The sequence below is a fragment of the Vibrio sp. 10N.222.49.C12 genome, assembly GCF_041475025.1.
Classification (GTDB): domain Bacteria; phylum Pseudomonadota; class Gammaproteobacteria; order Enterobacterales; family Vibrionaceae; genus Vibrio; species Vibrio crassostreae_C.
On record NZ_JBFRVF010000016.1, the window covers coordinates 13359 to 31337 of the forward strand.

General features: G+C 43.8%; 15 protein-coding genes. 9 read left to right on the forward strand and 6 right to left on the reverse strand.

The genetic code is table 11. From position 1 onward, the window contains the following. Positions 1-37: 37 nt before the first annotated feature. Entirely contained in the window at positions 38-1684 is a 1647-nt protein-coding gene (gene pgm, locus AB4583_RS05105) for a phosphoglucomutase (alpha-D-glucose-1,6-bisphosphate-dependent) (RefSeq protein ID WP_017061952.1), read from the reverse strand. A gap of 92 nt (positions 1685-1776) precedes the next feature. Next, complete coding sequence (gene seqA, locus AB4583_RS05110) at positions 1777-2316, reverse strand: replication initiation negative regulator SeqA (protein WP_017061953.1); 540 nt, start codon at positions 2314-2316, stop codon at positions 1777-1779. 93 nt (positions 2317-2409) lie between these two features. Here seqA and AB4583_RS05115 point away from each other — a divergent pair, with 93 nt between their 5' ends. The 3 genes from AB4583_RS05115 (at position 2410) to fldA (ending at position 4090) form a co-directional block, all read left to right on the forward strand. Further along, a complete protein-coding gene (locus tag AB4583_RS05115; RefSeq protein WP_017061954.1) occupies positions 2410-3171 on the forward strand; it encodes an alpha/beta fold hydrolase in 762 nt (253 codons plus the stop codon). A 108-nt stretch (positions 3172-3279) separates the two neighbouring features. Continuing rightward, positions 3280-3498 (forward strand): DUF2788 domain-containing protein, encoded by a 219-nt coding sequence (locus AB4583_RS05120; protein WP_004737900.1) that lies wholly within the window; start codon positions 3280-3282, stop codon positions 3496-3498. Between the two features lie 58 nt (positions 3499-3556). Further along, the gene (gene fldA, locus AB4583_RS05125; RefSeq protein ID WP_010436745.1) at positions 3557-4090 is read left to right on the forward strand and encodes a flavodoxin FldA; all 534 of its coding nucleotides are present in this window, start codon (positions 3557-3559) and stop codon (positions 4088-4090) included. Positions 4091-4186: 96 nt separating this feature from the next. Here the strand turns inward: fldA and AB4583_RS05130 are convergent, their stop codons facing one another. Beyond that, positions 4187-4693 carry a DUF4442 domain-containing protein gene (locus tag AB4583_RS05130; RefSeq protein ID WP_019820496.1) on the reverse strand — a complete coding sequence of 169 codons (507 nt, stop codon included), beginning with the start codon at positions 4691-4693 and terminating at the stop codon, positions 4187-4189. A gap of 207 nt (positions 4694-4900) precedes the next feature. Here AB4583_RS05130 and fcrX point away from each other — a divergent pair, with 207 nt between their 5' ends. Next, a complete protein-coding gene (fcrX, locus tag AB4583_RS05135; protein ID WP_372116648.1) occupies positions 4901-5347 on the forward strand; it encodes a ferric iron uptake transcriptional regulator FcrX in 447 nt (148 codons plus the stop codon). Between the two features lie 162 nt (positions 5348-5509). Here the strand turns inward: fcrX and glnS are convergent, their stop codons facing one another. Both glnS and nagE read right to left on the reverse strand, forming a co-directional pair. Continuing rightward, complete coding sequence (gene glnS / locus AB4583_RS05140; RefSeq protein WP_017063407.1) at positions 5510-7177, reverse strand: glutamine--tRNA ligase; 1668 nt, start codon at positions 7175-7177, stop codon at positions 5510-5512. A gap of 299 nt (positions 7178-7476) precedes the next feature. Continuing rightward, a complete protein-coding gene (gene nagE, locus AB4583_RS05145; RefSeq protein ID WP_032545860.1) occupies positions 7477-9027 on the reverse strand; it encodes an N-acetylglucosamine-specific PTS transporter subunit IIBC in 1551 nt (516 codons plus the stop codon). 475 nt (positions 9028-9502) lie between these two features. Here nagE and nagA point away from each other — a divergent pair, with 475 nt between their 5' ends. From nagA to asnB, 4 genes are all read left to right on the forward strand, one after another. Then, positions 9503-10639: an N-acetylglucosamine-6-phosphate deacetylase gene (nagA, locus tag AB4583_RS05150; RefSeq protein WP_017062193.1), complete on the forward strand. Its 1137-nt coding sequence runs from the start codon at positions 9503-9505 to the stop codon at positions 10637-10639. Positions 10640-10641: 2 nt separating this feature from the next. Further along, entirely contained in the window at positions 10642-11856 is a 1215-nt protein-coding gene (locus AB4583_RS05155; protein WP_017062194.1) for an ROK family protein, read from the forward strand. Positions 11857-11940: 84 nt separating this feature from the next. Next, positions 11941-13527, forward strand: coding sequence for a cation:proton antiporter family protein (locus AB4583_RS05160; protein WP_017062195.1), 1587 nt, complete (start codon positions 11941-11943; stop codon positions 13525-13527). A gap of 235 nt (positions 13528-13762) precedes the next feature. After that, entirely contained in the window at positions 13763-15433 is a 1671-nt protein-coding gene (gene asnB, locus AB4583_RS05165; RefSeq protein WP_017062196.1) for an asparagine synthase B, read from the forward strand. A gap of 78 nt (positions 15434-15511) precedes the next feature. Here asnB and rfaH read toward each other — a convergent pair whose 3' ends face one another. After that, entirely contained in the window at positions 15512-16018 is a 507-nt protein-coding gene (gene rfaH, locus AB4583_RS05170) for a transcription/translation regulatory transformer protein RfaH (RefSeq protein ID WP_017068990.1), read from the reverse strand. A 501-nt stretch (positions 16019-16519) separates the two neighbouring features. On the opposite strand from rfaH, the gene AB4583_RS05175 reads away from it, so the two are divergent. Continuing rightward, entirely contained in the window at positions 16520-17905 is a 1386-nt protein-coding gene (locus AB4583_RS05175; RefSeq protein ID WP_102393253.1) for a peptide MFS transporter, read from the forward strand. Positions 17906-17979 lie beyond the last annotated feature (74 nt).

Here is a 17979-nt window from a genome sequence, read left to right on the forward strand (position 1 = left end):
TTCTATTTACGTAGCAACTCTAGTAATCGAGATTCGATTATAGGCCAGCCGCTGCAAATACTTGGTTAACAATCTCTTGAGCTTCTGCTTCGATTGCTTTTAGGTGCTCTTCACCTTTAAAGCTTTCACAGTAGATCTTGTAGATGTCTTCAGTGCCTGATGGACGAGCAGCGAACCAACCGTTCTCAGTTGTCACTTTAAGGCCACCAATCGCAGCGCCATTACCAGGAGCATGCGTTAAACGAGCAGTAATCGCATCGCCAGCAAGCGTTTCAGCAGAAACCATCTCTGGAGAGAGCTTTTTCAGCACGTCTTTTTGTGCGCCATTTGCTACCGCTTGAATACGGTTGTACTTAGATTCACCGTGTTTAGCAGCCAGCTCTTCGTAGTACTCTTGTGGGTTCTTACCTGTCACGGCTGTGATCTCAGCCGCAAGCAAGCAAAGAATCAGGCCGTCTTTATCTGTTGACCAAGGCGTACCGTCTTTACGTAGGAAAGAAGCACCTGCGCTCTCTTCGCCACCAAAACCAAACTGGCCGTTGTATAAGCCATCAACGAACCATTTGAAACCAACTGGCACTTCACAAAGTTCGCGACCTAAGTCAGAAACTACGCGATCGATTAATGCACTTGATACTAGTGTCTTACCAACAGCAACGTCTTTACCCCAACCTTCACGGTTACGGTATAGGTAATCAATACAAACCGCTAAGAAGTGGTTTGGATTCATCAAACCTTTAGGTGTCACGATACCGTGGCGATCGTAATCTGGGTCGTTACCAAATGCTAGAGCGTACTCGTCTTTAAGTGCAAGCAAACCTGCCATTGCGTATGGAGAAGAACAGTCCATACGAACTACGCCATCTTTATCTAGAGACATGAATTGGAATGAAGGGTCAACCGCTTCACTTACCAGAGTAAGATCTAGATTGTACGCTTTACCAATTTGACGCCAGTAATCAATACCGCTGCCACCCAGTGGATCAACACCAATCTTGATGTTTGCTTTCTGGATCGCTTCCATATCCACGACGTTAACCAAATCAGCGACGTATGGCGCGACTAGGTCAACTTCTTTTACTAGCTCAGACTGTTTAGCCTGTGCGATAGGCGTACGCTTAACACCTTGCATTTGCTCAGCAATGATCACGTTCGCACGGTCTTCAATCGCTTGAGTCAGTTCAGCTTCAGCTGGGCCACCGTGTGTCGGGTTGTATTTAATACCGCCGTCTTGAGGTGGGTTATGTGAAGGCGTGATAACAATGCCGTCGGCTTTTTTGTCATTCACTAGGTTGTGCGTAAGAATCGCGTGCGAGATACCAGGTGTTGGAGTAAAGCCGTTGTTTTCTTGAATAATAACTTCAACACCGTTCGCTACAAGCACTTCGATAACCGTAGAGAACGCAGGCTCAGATAGAGCGTGAGTATCTTTACCTAAGAAAAGAGGGCCAGTTGTACCTTGCTCGGCACGAACTTCAGCAACCGCTTGTGCAATTGCTAGAATGTGGTTTTCGTTAAATGTTGATTTGTCTGCTGTACCGCGGTGACCTGAAGTACCGAAAAGTACTTTATGATCTGGGTTCGTAGCATCCGGTTGCTGTAAGAAATAGTTAGCAACTAAAGCCGGGATATTATGAAGATCTTCCTGCTGAGCTTTCTGCCCAGCACGAGGGTGCATAGCCATTTTTCGACATCCTTATATATAAAATTTTAAAACAAAAAAACCTCATAATATCTTCTTATCCATGGATATTATGAGGTTTAAATCAGATTTCGTTAAATTGAACCTGTTACTTTTTCTATCAATTCTGCTTGGAAATTCATGCGGCTCATAAGCTGCTCAACCATCTGTCTTTTTCGGCTTGTATTGTTATTAGTAATAACCCAAAAAGGACTTTGTGGAATAGCTTTAGGCTTAGTCGTGTTGCCGTTTGCTAGCAACGTCGCTTCGTTATCTGCAAAGTAAACGCGCTTACGGCCTTTTACTTGAGTTGCTTCTGAAAAGCTTAAAGGGTCGATTTTATGCAGTGTTGATAACACAAGCATGAAACGATCAATGGCTTTCTTTAGTGATGCAAACTCATCTGATATTAGTAGTGAGCGCATTTCTTTAACGCCATCGAACTTCTCTGGAGTAAAGCCTACCTCTTTGCTAACAACGATACCTTTTGGCTCAACGATCTCTTCGATCGGAGCCATGCCTTGGCTATCAACCTGTAACAAGCGGCGCAGAATATCTGAAGCGCTTTCGCCAATACGTTCTGTCTGACCCGCAATAAAACGGTATAGGTCCTCATCAACCTCAATTGTTTTCATTCGCTTTTCACAATCTCAATGTTTAAACTCTGGGGGATTATAGCGAGATCCGCGCGGATACTCTACGTCAAACCCACCATGAATAAGATAAAAATGTCAGTACAGCTCAACTATAAAATTGAAGGTGAGGGTCACACCATTGTTTTGATCCATGGATTATTCGGTAATCTGGACAACCTTGGCTTGCTCGCTAGGGATCTAAAAGCCGATCATCAGGTACTTAGTATCGATCTCCGCAACCACGGTCAATCCTTCCATAGTGACACTCATAACTATCAAGCGATGGCACAAGACGTGGCTCAACTGCTGCATGATCTTAAGTCAGAAGACGTCACTGTGATTGGTCACTCGATGGGTGGCAAAGTAGCGATGGCACTGACACAACATCTTGCGCTGCATAAATTGATTGTCTTGGATATGGCTCCGGTCGCGTACACTCAGAGTCGCCACGACAACGTATTCGCAGGCCTGCAAGCCGTGATAGAAGAAGAGCCGACTTCACGCTCAGATGCACTCAAGGTTCTCGCAAAACATATCGAGATCGATGGCGTTCGCCAGTTTTTAACCAAATCTTTGTTCAAAACAGAGCAAGGCATCATGGAATGGCGCTTCAATGTTGCTTCGTTATTGAGCAACTACCCACATATTATTGGTTGGGAACCGATCGAGAAAACCTCGGTCAAAACCTTGCTCATTAAAGGTGGGGATTCAGATTACCTCACCGCAGAACATCAAGCAGCCGTTCAGCAGCAATTTTCTAACGCAAAAGCGCATGTCATTGCCAACACAGGTCACTGGCTGCATGCTGAAAAACCAGCAGAAGTACTTAGAGCAATTAGAAAATTCATCGCTTAACTGCGCTTTTTCGTGCAGATAAATGAGAGCTGTGTAATTACTGCAGATTAACTTTATCTCACAACAGTGATATAGTGCGCCCAAGCAAAATTGGTATATAAGGTTCCCATGCTTTACGACTACATGAACATCATCGAATCTGTTGGTTTAGATCTCCTGTTTGCCGCGATTTTCTTTTTAATCGGTATGGCAATTAAGGACGTTCTCAAGCAGGGAAATGTTCCTCCATTTGGTCGTCGCATCGTATGGTTAGTACTTTTCCTTGGCTGTGCGGGTTTTATCGCCAAAGGGATAATCCAACTAAGCTGGGAAGGAACTGGAATCTAACGATTCTCTTCCGAACTTTATTACACCGACAACAGACAAAATGAAAGGTAATGATTCTATGGCAAGTGTAGGTCTCTTCTTTGGTAGCGATACAGGTAACACTGAAGCTGTTGCTAAGATGATTCAAAAGCAATTGAGCAAACAGCTCGTTCACGTTCAAGACATTGCAAAAAGCAGCAAAGAAGATATCGATAACTTCGATCTACTGCTGCTTGGTATCCCTACGTGGTACTACGGCGAAGCACAATGTGATTGGGATGACTTTTTCCCAGAGCTAGAAGCTATTGATTTCTCAACTAAGCTTGTTGCTATCTTTGGTTGTGGCGACCAAGAAGATTACGCAGAATACTTCTGTGATGCTATGGGTACTATCCGTGACATCGTTGAAGCGAAAGGCGGTACTATCCTAGGTCACACATCAACTGAAGGCTACGAATTCGAAGCATCGAAAGGTTTAGTTGAAGGCGATGACAGCCAATTCGTTGGTCTATGTATCGATGAAGACCGTCAACCTGAGCTAACTGATGAGCGCGTATCTAACTGGGTTAAACAAATCCACGAAGAGATGTGCCTAGCAGAGCTAGAAGACTAATTCTCTAGTGGTTGTTAATTGTTACAATTAATAACCATTATGTAGATATGAAAAAACCTCCTTATAGGAGGTTTTTTGCTATTTAAAATCTATTAATTAGCACTCAGCTTCTAATGCTTCATCGTCATCTCTAAATTGCGGCTTCTTTCTTACATAGAGGGTGCGTTGAATTTCTGAAACCACATTACCCTGCTTATCTTTCACGTGAATAATAAATTCGGGGAAACACTTTTCACCGAGTTGCGTCTGGCGATAGATATCGTCAAGCTGCCCTTGGCTTATCTCAAAATCTGCATACAAGTCCGATTGCCCCGGCTTGATGAAGTTAATGCTCGCTTCTTTATCCCAAACATAATATCGCTCACCTAAAATTCCCATTAACATCAATGAGTAAACGGGATCGGTAAGAGAAAAGATACTGCCGCCATATTGAGTACGATTGGCGTTCTTATTCCACCAGCGTAGCTTAAGTACTGTCTTAACAACCCTAAAGTCAGCGCTAATGTGGGCTATTCGAATACCCGCTCCCCAAAAGGGAGGCCAAATATTAAGAGCAAATTTTACAATGTTGGGTTTATATATTTTTGCGAGTTGCTTATTCATAACAACATTCCATGTTCATATCAGAAACACCGTCACCTTGACTGGTCGTACCTCCACTATAAGTGAGATACTTCCAATTTACAAAACAGATTGTGATGTCAGTAAGTAACCCTTTGAAGTTCGTGGTTTATTGTTATGCCTGACTAAACTATAATGGTATTAATATTGAATTCTGTTAATTGCTGCAGATCATCAACAGGAAAGTATATGTCAGACAATAATCAAGCGCTAAAAGATGCAGGTCTTAAAGTGACCCTTCCACGGCTCAAAATTTTAGAAGTATTACAACAGCCAGACTGCCAACATATTAGTGCTGAAGATTTATATAAGAAGCTGATCGACCTAGGTGAAGAAATCGGTCTTGCAACCGTTTATCGAGTACTTAACCAATTCGATGACGCTGGCATTGTAACTCGTCACCACTTCGAAGGCGGCAAGTCTGTATTTGAACTTTCTACACAGCACCACCACGACCACCTTGTATGTTTAGATTGTGGCGAAGTGATCGAATTCTCTGATGACATCATCGAAGAAAGACAGAAAGAGATTGCTCAGCGTTACAACGTGCAACTAACAAACCACAGTTTGTACTTGTACGGCAAAAGCATTAGCGGAGATTGCAAAGGCAATCCAGACGCGCATAAAGCGAAGTAGTAATACAGAACGCTGGCTTAGGCCGGCGTTTTTTATATGGTCACTACATAAGACGATTAATCGCAACTTATTCTATAATTGACGACTTTATTCAGACACAAAAAAACCGGCCCTAAGCCGGTTTTTTATTGGGTCGTTTTTAACAAACTAAATACTCAAGCATTAAGCTTCAGTTTTACCCCATGTGTCACGTAGACCAACCGTGCGGTTGAAGACTAGTGCATCTGCTTTAGAGTCTTTCGAATCCACACAGAAGTAACCTGTACGTTCAAACTGGTACGCTTGCTCTGCCACACCTTCTGCTAAGCTAGGTTCAACAAAACCATTTAGCGTAACAAGTGATTCAGGGTTTAGCGTTGCAGCGAAGTCATCAGCAGCGGCTGGGTTTGGCACTGTGAATAGACGATCGTACAAACGAATCTCAGCAGGCAGTGCTTTATCAGCAGATACCCAGTGGATAACGCCTTTCACTTTGCGGCCATCTGCAGGGTTCTTACCCAATGTTTCATTGTCGTAAGAACAGAAGATAGTCGTAATGTTGCCTTCTGCATCTTTTTCGATACGTTCAGCTTTGATCACGTAAGCACCACGCAGGCGAACTTCTTTACCTAGAACCAAACGCTTGTACTTTTTGTTTGCTTCTTCACGGAAGTCATCACGCTCAATCCAAACTTCACGTGTAAATGGTACTTCACGAGTGCCCATTTCTGGCTTGTTTGGGTGATTTGCAACCGTTAACGTTTCTACTGTATCTGCTTCGTAGTTTTCGATAACGATCTTAACTGGATCCAGAACAGCCATTGCACGAGGTGCATTTTCGTTCAGATCATCACGGATGCAAGATTCAAGTGAACCGAACTCAATCATGTTCTCTTGCTTAGTTACACCAATACGCTTACAGAATTCACGAATCGAGCTTGAAGTAAAACCACGACGACGTAGGCCAGAAATAGTAGGCATGCGTGGGTCATCCCAACCTTGAACTAGGTTTTCAACCACAAGTTGGTTCAGCTTACGCTTAGACATCACTGTATATTCAAGATTCAGGCGGCTAAACTCGTACTGACGAGGTTGGCAGTCAATCGTGATGTTATCTAGAACCCAATCGTACAAACGACGGTTATCTTGGAATTCAAGCGTACAGATAGAGTGCGTAATACCTTCCAGCGCATCAGAGATACAGTGAGTAAAGTCGTACATTGGGTAAATGCACCACTTGTCAGCCGTTTGATGGTGGTGAGCAAAACGAACACGGTAGATAACAGGATCGCGCATAACCATGAACGAAGAGCTCATGTCGATCTTAGCACGTAGACACGCTTTACCTTCTTCGAAGCCACCGTCACGCATTTTTTCAAACAACGCTAGGTTCTCTTCTGGGCTGCGGTCACGGTATGGGCTCGCTTTACCTGGCTCTTTTAGCGTGCCACGGTACTCACGGATTTGATCAGGACTTAGCTCGTCAACATACGCTAAGCCTTTATTAATTAATTCCACAGCATAAGCGTAAAGCGTATCGAAGTAGTTTGATGAGTAGCAAATATCACCAGACCATTCGAAGCCTAACCAGCTTACATCATTCTTAATTGACTCAACGTATTCAACGTCTTCTTTTTCAGGGTTTGTATCATCGAAACGAAGATTACATTGTCCCTGGTAGTCCTGAGCAATACCAAAGTTCAAGCAAATAGATTTAGCGTGACCAATGTGCAGGTAGCCATTTGGCTCCGGCGGGAAACGAGTATGCACGCTACTGTGTGTACCATCCGCTAAATCTTTATCAATAATTTGGCGAATGAAATTCGATGGACGAGCCTCAGCTTCACTCATCTATAGCACCTCTATGTATTTAGTATTGTCAGAGAAAGTTATCTTTCGTCCCCAAGAAAACGGTCGCTTATAGCGCCAGTCAAAGATAGAAAGATCATTGTTGCTAATCATCCACAATTCTTAGCCTTTGCACAATAAGAACCGTCCGTTAATTGCGATTATTTCTGCTATTCGATGAAGAATAGAACGAACCGTGTTCGCTGGTCTTAAACTGCAGGCACAAAAAAGCCTCCCGTGTGGGAGGCTTTCAATTTGACACTTACTTAAGAGTAACTTTACGTCTTAATTAAGTACTTCCCTTACTGTGGAAGTTTTACATCAGATAGGTCTTCGCCTGCACCAATAGCTTTCATTTCGCCAGCGACGATTTCAGCTAGTGGGCCTAGGATAACCTGTAGGTTGTTTTCACCTAGTTTAACCACACCTTTAGCACCAAGTTTCTTAAGAACAACTTCATCTGCAACAGAGCGGTCTTTAAGAGTTAGACGTAGACGAGTGATACAAGCGTCGATTGAAGTTAGGTTGTCGTGACCACCTAGAGCTTTCAGGTATTGACGTGCAAGGTCGCCCTTTGGTGCTTCGCCAGCAGGAGCTGCAACAGCTTCGTCATCATCTTCACGACCTGGCGATTTCAAGTTGAAAGCGCGGATTGCGAAAGAGAAAGTGAAGAAGTATAGAGCACCGAAGCCAAGACCGATTAGTAGTAGTACGAATGGTTTAGTTGCTAGACCCCAGTTCAATACGAAGTCGATAAGACCAGCAGAGAAACCGAAACCGTGCAGAGTACCAAACATGTTAGCAACTACTAGAGACAAACCTGTAAATACAGCGTGCATTGCGTATAGAGCAGGAGCTAGGAATACGAACATGAATTCTAGCGGCTCTGTGATACCTGTTAGGAATGAACAGAATGCAACTGAGAATAGTGCGCCACCAACTTGGCTACGTTTTTCAGCAGGAGCAGCTAGGTACATTGCAAGTGCAGCACCTGGTAGACCGAACATCATTACTGGGAAGAAACCGTTCATGAATACGCCAGCGCCTTTATCGCCGCCGAAGAAACGGTGTAGGTCGCCAGATTTAACTGTTTCAGTTACTTCTTTAACAGTTGCAACAATTTCTGGGTTAACTGAGTTAGCAAATTCAAATGTGTACTCTTGACCAACAACTAAAGTTTTAGCTAGTGCAGGGTCAACACAAAGTTGAGAGAAGCCTTCTGCAGCAACTACGATTTCTTGACAAGAGCCCATACCGAACCAGAAGTACGAGTTCAGTACATGGTGTAGACCTACTGGGATAAGTGCACGGTTAAGAGTACCGTAAACAAATTGACCGATAGCGCCAGACGTTGAAACTGCGTGAGCAAGTGCATCTAGACCAGATTGAACAGCAGGCCATACAACACCAAAGATTGCGCCAGCAACTAGAGCAAATAGACCAGCCATAATAGGAACTAGACGTTTGCCAGAGAAGAATGCTAGCCACTCTGGAAGACGAGTCGCGTGGAATGCATTGTAAGAGTGACCTGCGATGATACCTGCAAAGATACCGCCGAAGAATGACATATTTACACTAGCATCGATGTTTGTTGCGGTTGCTGTCAGAACAAAGTAAGCAACTGCACCAGCAAGACCTGCTGCGCCGTTACCGTCTTTAGAAAGACCAATAGCTATACCCAAACCAAACAATAATGGTAGTTGACTGAAGATTGCGTTACCAGCAGATGCCATGAATGCGATATCGAGTAAGTCTGGTTGACCCAGACGTAGCAGCAATGCCGCAATCGGAAGCGTTGCGATTGGTAGCATTAACGCCTTACCAAGCTTCTGCGCATATCCTAGAATATTCACCAGTTGTTTCCCCCTATAGGATTTTTTAGAATTCGTTTGAGAAACTTATTTTAGTCGCTCAATTTAGTCCTATTCAGTGTATTCAATTAATTTTGCTCCGCAAATTAAAACCTTACCATTTGTGATCCTAATCACCAGTTTTTACCAAATCCAGAGGTTTTTGCTAGCGAGATCATAAAACTTATTTTATCATTCAAAAAAATGAACATTTATGGATAAAATCCAAATCTAATCATTAGGTAAAAAGATGGTAACTCCGGGCTTATAGAGCACCGTGAATAATCATTATTGATGGACCTAAATGTATAATAAAAATCAATTGTTCATATGTTTTTCAACAACTTAAATCGCTTCTCATTTTGAAGCCGTTTGCCCATAAAAGATAAATCGTTACGTAAATGATGCTCGCAAACTAAGTCCGCATTTAGGTAACGAACGAATTTAAAAGATCTCACGAAATAAGGATTAGCTGACTATGTACGCGCTAAGTAACTGTAAAATTTACACTGGTAGTGATGTTCTAACCGATCATGCTGTTGTAATCGAAAACGAACTGATCAAAAAAGTCTGTCCTATCTCTGAATTGCCAGAAGGAATCGAGCTTCGCGACCTAGACGGAGCAAACCTAAGCCCAGGTTTCATTGACCTACAACTGAATGGTTGTGGCGGTGTAATGCTTAACGATGAGATCACTGCAGAAACCATGCAGATCATGCACAAAGCAAACCTGAAATCTGGCTGTACTAGCTTCCTACCAACGCTTATCACCTCTTCAGACGAAGATATGCGTGCGGTTATTACGGCAGCTCGTGAATACCATAACCAGTACCAAAACCAATCTTTAGGTCTGCACCTTGAAGGCCCTTACCTAAACGTTGCGAAAAAAGGCATCCATAGCGTCGATCACATTCGTAAATCTGACAACGAAATGATTGAGCTTATCTGTGAGAACCGTGACCTTGTTGCAAAAGTAACATTGGCTCCAGAGCTTAACGACCCTGAACACATCGAACGCCTGCACAAAGCTGGCGTTGTCGTTTCTATCGGCCACACCAACGCAACTTACGCAGAAGCGCGTCAAGGTTTCGAATCTGGTATCACGTTCGCCACTCACCTGTTCAATGCAATGACGCCGATGGTTGGTCGTGAGCCTGGCGTTGTTGGCGCGATTTACGATACTCCTGAGGTTTACGCTGGCATTATTGCCGACGGCTTCCACGTTGATTACGCAAACATCAGAATTGCGCATAAAATCAAGGGAGAAAAGTTGGTATTAGTGACGGATGCCACAGCTCCTGCAGGTGCTGACATGGAATACTTTATTTTTGTCGGTAAGAAAGTATATTACCGTGATGGTAAGTGTGTTGATGAAAACGGCACACTGGGCGGCTCAGCTCTGACTATGATTGAAGCAGTTCAGAATACAGTTGAGCACGCTGGTATCGCTTTAGACGAAGCTCTTCGCATGGCTACGCTATACCCAGCTACGGCTATCGGTGTAGAAAGCAAGCTAGGTCGAATCAAAAAAGGCATGGTTGCAAACCTAGCTGTATTTGACCGAGACTTTAACGTTAAAGCGACTGTTGTTAACGGACAATACGAGCACAATTAAGTATGAATGGCGGACAAATAGGTAACGTAGACTTAGTTAAACAACTAAACAGTGCGGCGGTATACCGACTTATAGACCAACAGGGGCCTATCAGTCGTATACAAGTGGCTGATGTAAGCCAACTCGCACCGGCAAGTGTTACAAAAATTACCCGCCAACTTTTAGAGCGCGGCCTAATTAAAGAGGTTGCGCAGCAAGCGTCTACTGGCGGTAGACGCGCTATCTCCCTAACCACAGAAGTAGAGCCTTTTCATTCTGTTGCTGTGCGTTTGGGTCGAGACTACATTCAAATAAGCCTGCATGACCTTGGTGGTCGTGAATTGGCTTTCCAACAGCAAGACCTGAATTATTCAGACCAATCAGACCTTACCCAAGGCTTGGTCAATAACCTCAAAGCTTTCATTGCTGAGCATCAACCAAAGATCGATCAACTGATTGCTATTGGTGTCACGCTTCCAGGCTTGGTTAACCCAACGACCGGTGTTGTTGAGTACATGCCGAATACCGACATCGATAACCTCGCATTAAGCGACATTATTCGCGATACATTCCATGTTGCTTGTTTTGTTGGTAACGATGTTCGTGGAATGGCGCTTGCTGAGCACTACTTCGGTGCAAGTAAAGATAGCCAAGATTCTATTTTGGTCAGTGTTCACCGTGGTACAGGTGCAGGTATTATCGTTAATGGTCAGGTTTTCCTAGGTCATAACCGTAATGTGGGTGAAATTGGTCATATCCAAATTGATCCGCTAGGCGAGCAATGCCAATGTGGTAACTTCGGCTGTCTTGAAACAGTAGCGGCAAACCCAGCTATCGTTGAACGCGTGCAGAAGCTGATTAAACAAGGCTATGAGTCTTCTTTAACAGAGCTTGAGCATATTACGATTCAAGACGTTTGTGACCACGCGATTAATGGTGATGAGCTAGCCAAGCAAAGCTTAGTTCGAGTAGGAAACCAGTTAGGTAAGGCTATCGCGATGACGATTAACTTATTTAACCCTCAAAAAGTTATCATTGCTGGTGATATTACCAAGGCACAAGAGATTGTTTTTCCTGCAATTAAGCGCAATGTAGAGAATCAGTCGTTAACGACTTTCCATAGCGGCCTGCCTATTGTAGCATCACAGATCGATAAACATCCTACGATGGGAGCTTTTGCTATGATTAAGCGCGCCATGCTTAACGGCGTGTTACTGCAGAAGCTTCTCGAAGACTAGAGAAAACAATTCTGATTTTCCGCGGGCCGTGTTTGTATAAACACGGCCCGTTTTTTTTAAGCTAGGGAACTACAACAACAAGTTATGGAACTTATATTAATATCCACTGCGTTTATCGCAGGATTTATTGCTTTAAAGTGTCACCTTCCCCCATTAGTTGGTTTTTTGGTTGCAGGCTTTGGGCTTTTTGCCTTTGGCTTTGAAACCAATGACACCATCATTACTTTAGCTGACCTTGGTGTCACGCTGCTTCTATTTACTATCGGCTTAAAGCTCGATATCAAAACCCTACTCTCTAAAGAGATCTGGGCTGGCGCGACAATCCACAACCTTTTGTCCACTCTGTTTTTCGCCGTCGCCCTGTTTGGCTTTAAGTTCTTAGGTATTTCATCGCTAGCTGCCATGTCGGTAGAACAGATCGTTCTGCTCGGTTTTGCTCTTTCATTCTCTAGTACTGTATTTGCGGTTAAGACTCTGCAAGAGAAAGGCGAAATGAATGCGACCTACGGAACGTTAGCGATTGGTATCTTGGTCATGCAGGATATCTTCGCCGTAGTATTCTTAACGGCTTCTACGGGCAAAATACCTGAGTGGTATGCAATTGCTCTGTTTGCCCTACCCTTATTACGCCCACTGTTCTACAAAGTGCTCGATTGGGTTGGTCACGGTGAGATGCTGGTTCTTTCCGGCATCTTCTTCGCATTAGTCGTCGGTGCTGGTTTATTCCATTTGGTTGGTGTGAAACCAGATTTGGGGGCTCTTGTTCTAGGTATGTTACTTGCTGGTCACCCAAAAGCCTCAGAATTATCAAAGTCGCTGTTTAACCTTAAAGAACTTTTCCTTGTCTGTTTCTTCTTGAATATTGGTCTGTCAGAGCAACCAACCATTCAAGGCTTTATGCTCGCAATCTTGTTCTTGCTGATGCTGCCTGTGAAAGGTGTTCTCTACTTCTTGGTACTCAACCGCTTCAAGTTCCGTGTTCGAACGTCTCTACTTGCCTCGCTATCACTGTTTAACTATAGCGAGTTTGGCCTCATCGTTGGTGGTCTCGCCTTCAAGATGGGTTGGATGTCGGGTGATATCTTAGTTGCCGTTGCCATTGCAGTTTCACTGTCTTTTCTAATCGCTGCTCCTTTAAACCGAGCTGGTCATAAGCTTTATCAGCAGTCAGGTAAATGGCTAAAAGAGCATGCGTCAGAAAAGCTTCACCGACGTGATAAGCGAATTGACCCTGGTCGTGCCCAAGTGCTTATTCTAGGTATGGGCCGAATTGGTACCGGTGCTTATGACGAATTACGTACTCGCTATGGCAAGGTCAGCCTAGGTGTAGAAGTGCGTGAAGAAGCCGCGCACAACCACAGAAGCCAAGGCAGAAACGTGATTTCTGGCGACGCGACTGACCCAGATTTCTGGGAGCGAATTCTAGATACAGCAAACGTAAAGCTGGTGATTTTGGCAATGCCTCACCACCAAGGTAATCAAACCGCTTTAGAACAATTAAAGTCACGTAACTTTAAAGGCCAAATTGCGGCTATTGCTGAATATCCCGATCAACTCGAAACACTGAAAGAGAATGGCGTTGATGCGGCATTTAACATTTACAGCGAGGCTGGTAGTGGTTTTGCTCGCCACGTTTGCGAACAGTTAAATCCAAATATCAATAAAATCTAGTATTAGACAGTGTTCAACTAAACCTCTCAAAACTGCCTATTTTTCGCACTTTTGAGAGGTTTTTGTTTAAAAAACCAACCGCAATTAAACATCACACACCAAAAGCACATAAAAATTAGATAATTTCTAACAGAAAACCCTTTATATTATTTTTTTGCTCACATCCGGTTGCTTTTTTTAGCCAGAATGGCAAATTGAATGCAGTTGATTTGGAAATTATTTAAAAGGAAGTTCTATGTGTTCAGTATTTGGCATTCTCGACATTAAAAGTGATGCCGCAGCACTTCGCCCTATTGCTTTAGAAATGTCTAAGAAGCTTCGTCACCGTGGTCCAGACTGGTCTGGTATCTATGCTGGTGAAAAAGCAATCCTTGCTCATGAACGTCTTGCTATTGTTGGCTTGAACAGTGGTGCTCAACCACTATACAGTCAAGACAAAAAGCACATTCTTGCAGTAAACGGTGAAATTTATAACCACAAAGAACTTCGTGCACGCTATGAAGATAAGTACCAGTTCCAGACTGATTCTGACTGTGAAGTTATCCTAGCGCTATACCAAGAGATGGGTGCAGACCTTCTAGAAGAGCTTAACGGTATTTTCGCATTCGTTTTATACGACGAAGAGAAAGACGAGTACCTAGTGGGCCGCGACCATATTGGTATCATCCCGCTTTACCAAGGTTACGATGAGCACGGCAACTACTACGTGGCTTCAGAGATGAAAGCATTGGTTGAAGTATGTAAGACGATCAGTGAATTCCCTCCAGGTAGCTTCTACTCTTCGAAAGATGCTGAACCTCAACGCTACTACATCCGCGATTGGAACGAGTACGCTGCGGTACAAGGCAACAGCACAAGCAAAGAAGAACTGACTGAAGCGCTAGAAGCAGCCGTTAAACGTCAACTAATGACTGACGTTCCTTACGGTGTACTTCTATCTGGTGGCCTGGATTCATCAATTACTTCAGCAGTTGCAAAACGCTTTGCGGCAATGCGTATCGAAGATGATGAGCAATCTGAAGCTTGGTGGCCACAACTGCACTCGTTCGCTGTTGGTCTTGAAGGCGCACCAGACCTTATCGCTGCTCGTGAAGTTGCGGACAAGATCGGAACTGTGCACCATGAGATGACTTACACTATTCAGGAAGGCCTAGACGCAATCCGTGACGTTATCTACCATATCGAAACTTACGATGTAACGACGATTCGTGCATCAACGCCAATGTACTTGCTGGCTCGTAAGATCAAAGCGATGGGCATCAAGATGGTACTTTCAGGTGAAGGTGCTGATGAAATCTTTGGTGGTTACCTGTACTTCCATAAAGCGCCAAACGCGAAAGAGTTCCACGAAGAGACAGTACGTAAACTGCTTGCTCTAAGCATGTTCGACTGTGCTCGTGCAAACAAATCGCTAGCGGCATGGGGGGTTGAAGGCCGTGTACCATTCTTGGATAAAGAGTTCATCGATGTCGCAATGCGTCTGAACCCTGAAGATAAGATGTGCGGTAACGGTAAGATGGAGAAACACATCCTGCGTGAGTGTTTTGAAGACTACCTACCAGATTCAATCGCATGGCGTCAAAAAGAGCAGTTCTCTGATGGTGTTGGCTACGATTGGATTGATACATTGAAAGCAACGGCTGAAGCAAAAGTAACGGATCAACAAATGGAAGCTGCTAAGTTCCGTTTCCCTTACAACACGCCAACAACCAAAGAAGGTTATGCTTACCGTGAAATCTTTGAGGAGCTATTCCCTCTAGAATCTGCGGCAGAGTGTGTACCTGGTGGTCCTTCAGTTGCTTGTTCATCAGCGAAAGCGATTGAGTGGGATGAGTCATTCAAAAACTGTGTCGACCCATCAGGCCGTGCAGTACAAGCCGTTCACAACGATGCTTACAACGCTTAGAGCGTTTTGAACAAATCCTAAAGACTAAAAAAGGCGCATTATGCGCCTTTTGTTTTAAGCCTATTTTTATTACTGCAGTTATGCGCGAGCTTGTAGTGCTTCGTTCTCAATACTGATTGGAACGACTTGGCTGATCATTTTCACCAGCATAATCGATCGAGCCTCACCGTCTTTCTGATCGAAAATAGCTTCAACCCCAGCAAATTGGCCACTCTGAATCTTAACTACCTGTCCAGATTCAAACTCAACACAACAATCTTCCACTTCGTTACTGCAGCACTTCTCAAACTCTTTAAGTTCAAACACCAAGTCTCCTTGGACCTCGTGCGGCAGTGAACCGAACTTAATAAAGTCCACAACGCCACGTGTTGAACGAACGGTCGTGAAGCTAGGACCTTGCTCATAGTCGAAGCGAACAAAGATGTAAGACGGAAACAGCGGTTCTTTGACCTGCTTTTCTTTCCCTCTCACCACCTTTTCGACTTCTATTTGAGGGTAAAAGCACTCTACCCCCTGATTCTCTAAGTGCTGCTGAGCGCGTTTTTGATCACCACGCTTACAGTAAAGCAAATACCAACGTTTCATTTGACTAGCCATTTTATATTTTTAGATATTTTACCACATGCCTAAAACGGTTAAATCACCATTAATAAAATGAATCGTTGCTAACGAAAAATAATGCGTAGCAGACCAATTTATCAACAAAAAGTTATAGGTGTCGGAGTGGTTAAGCATTGTACAGAGATCATTTAGAGATCAAAAGACTCATTGTTGTAAGCATATGTATGCCCCACCTAATGCGCATGCCACTCCCTTCAAACTCAAAATGATACACCAGAGCAATATATCTAAAGATTTTAATTCAACACAACTTTAATGAAGGTTATTAACCAACCAACTCAAATCTGGAAAATTAGTTTGCAGCACATCTAAAATGGGCAACATTAAAAATAAAGATATTTAATATCAACATCTTAGTTAAACCAAGTTGTCGTGACCATAAAATAAGTCTATTGCAGACTTTTATCCCACTGTGTATACATGAATGACTATAAAATCTTTTAATACCTAAAATTAGTAAAACTTATGCCAAGCAACCACAACATCTTTGGCCACCCTAGAGGCCTATTTCTACTTTTTAGCACAGAGCTATGGGAACGTTTCTCTTACTATGCGATGCGTGCCATCCTTGTCTTATTTTTGACTGACACTACCCTCAACGGTGGACTGGGTTGGTCAACGAAAGACGCACTCGATCTCTACGGTATTTACACCGGCTTAGTCTACATCACACCATTAATTGGTGGCTGGATTGCCGATAACTACCTAGGTCAGCGTAAATCAATTATGATTGGCGGTGTATTGATGGCACTTGGCCAATTTACAATGGCTCTACCTAACGGCTTCATCGGTTTAGACCAAGTGAACGCGCTGTACCTTGGTTTAGCACTGCTAATCAGTGGTAACGGTATGTTTAAGCCGAACATCTCAACCATGGTTGGCGATCTGTACCAAGAAGGCGATAACCGCCGTGACGGTGCTTTCACCATTTTCTACATGGGCATCAACTTAGGTGCGCTGCTTGGTGGCTTAATTTCAGGTGCTGCTGTCGATTCATTCGGTTGGAAAGCAGGTTTCCTAGCCGCTGGTATTGGTATGGTTATTAGCTTGATCATGCAAGTGACAATGGCTCAGTCTTGGTTGGGCAACATCGGTTCTGTACCTGCTGCTGCAAGAGCGAAAGCACTAAACAAATCTAAAGAAAAAGCGCCACTGACCAAAGAAGAGTTCGACAGACTAAAAGTGATTCTTATCATGGGTCTGTTCGTGATTGTTTTCTGGGCGGGCTTTGAACAAGCTGGCGGCCTAATGAACATCTACACTCAACAATATACTGACCGTATGATTGGTGGCTTTGAAGTTCCTGCTGCGTGGTTCCAATCTTTGAACCCATTCTTCATCATTACACTTGCTCCAATCATTGCTGCGTTCTGGGTGAAACTGGGTAAGCGTGAACCCAACTCTCCTGTTAAGTTTGCAATGGCATTGTTCTTCTTAGCACTGGGCTTTGTGTGCATGATGGGCGCGGTCATGGAGCAAGGCGGTGACCTAACCGTGAAAACATCAATGCTATGGCTAGTCGGTGCTTTCTTCTTCCATACCCTTGGTGAGCTTTGTCTATCGCCTATTGGCCTGTCGTTGGTCACTAAGTTAGCTCCGCTTCGCCTAGCATCATTGATGATGGGTGCATGGTTTGGCTTCAATGCGGTGGCAAACTACGTGGCAGGCCTGGTCGGTTCTCACGTTGGTGAGCTTGGTGCTATGTCAATCTTCAGTGGTATTGCTATCACAGCAACGGTGAGTGCCATATTACTGCTGCTTTGTGCTGGTAAGCTTGTATCATGGATGCATGGTGTAGAAACCAACATGACGCTTGAAGCAGAACCAAAAGCAGAAACTTCGGTCGCTTAATAGCTAGATCGATTTCAAGAAGAAACATCAAGATCAAAAAGGGCTGCTCAATGAGCCTGTCTCTTGATCACAAG

Excerpts from the sequence above, each read along its gene's own strand:
- AB4583_RS05175 (WP_102393253.1), top strand. The coding sequence starts at position 16,520 with ATGCCAAGCAACCACAACATCTTTGGCCACCCTAGAGGCCTATTTCTA.
- AB4583_RS05120 (WP_004737900.1), top strand. The coding sequence starts at position 3,280 with ATGCTTTACGACTACATGAACATCATCGAATCTGTTGGTTTAGATCTC.
- asnB (WP_017062196.1), top strand. The coding sequence starts at position 13,763 with ATGTGTTCAGTATTTGGCATTCTCGACATTAAAAGTGATGCCGCAGCA.
- AB4583_RS05160 (WP_017062195.1), top strand. The coding sequence starts at position 11,941 with ATGGAACTTATATTAATATCCACTGCGTTTATCGCAGGATTTATTGCT.
- rfaH (WP_017068990.1), bottom strand. The coding sequence starts at position 16,018 with ATGAAACGTTGGTATTTGCTTTACTGTAAGCGTGGTGATCAAAAACGC.
- pgm (WP_017061952.1), bottom strand. The coding sequence starts at position 1,684 with ATGGCTATGCACCCTCGTGCTGGGCAGAAAGCTCAGCAGGAAGATCTT.
- glnS (WP_017063407.1), bottom strand. The coding sequence starts at position 7,177 with ATGAGTGAAGCTGAGGCTCGTCCATCGAATTTCATTCGCCAAATTATT.
- AB4583_RS05155 (WP_017062194.1), top strand. The coding sequence starts at position 10,642 with ATGAATGGCGGACAAATAGGTAACGTAGACTTAGTTAAACAACTAAAC.
- seqA (WP_017061953.1), bottom strand. The coding sequence starts at position 2,316 with ATGAAAACAATTGAGGTTGATGAGGACCTATACCGTTTTATTGCGGGT.
- fcrX (WP_372116648.1), top strand. The coding sequence starts at position 4,901 with ATGTCAGACAATAATCAAGCGCTAAAAGATGCAGGTCTTAAAGTGACC.
- nagA (WP_017062193.1), top strand. The coding sequence starts at position 9,503 with ATGTACGCGCTAAGTAACTGTAAAATTTACACTGGTAGTGATGTTCTA.
- fldA (WP_010436745.1), top strand. The coding sequence starts at position 3,557 with ATGGCAAGTGTAGGTCTCTTCTTTGGTAGCGATACAGGTAACACTGAA.
- AB4583_RS05115 (WP_017061954.1), top strand. The coding sequence starts at position 2,410 with ATGTCAGTACAGCTCAACTATAAAATTGAAGGTGAGGGTCACACCATT.
- AB4583_RS05130 (WP_019820496.1), bottom strand. The coding sequence starts at position 4,693 with ATGAATAAGCAACTCGCAAAAATATATAAACCCAACATTGTAAAATTT.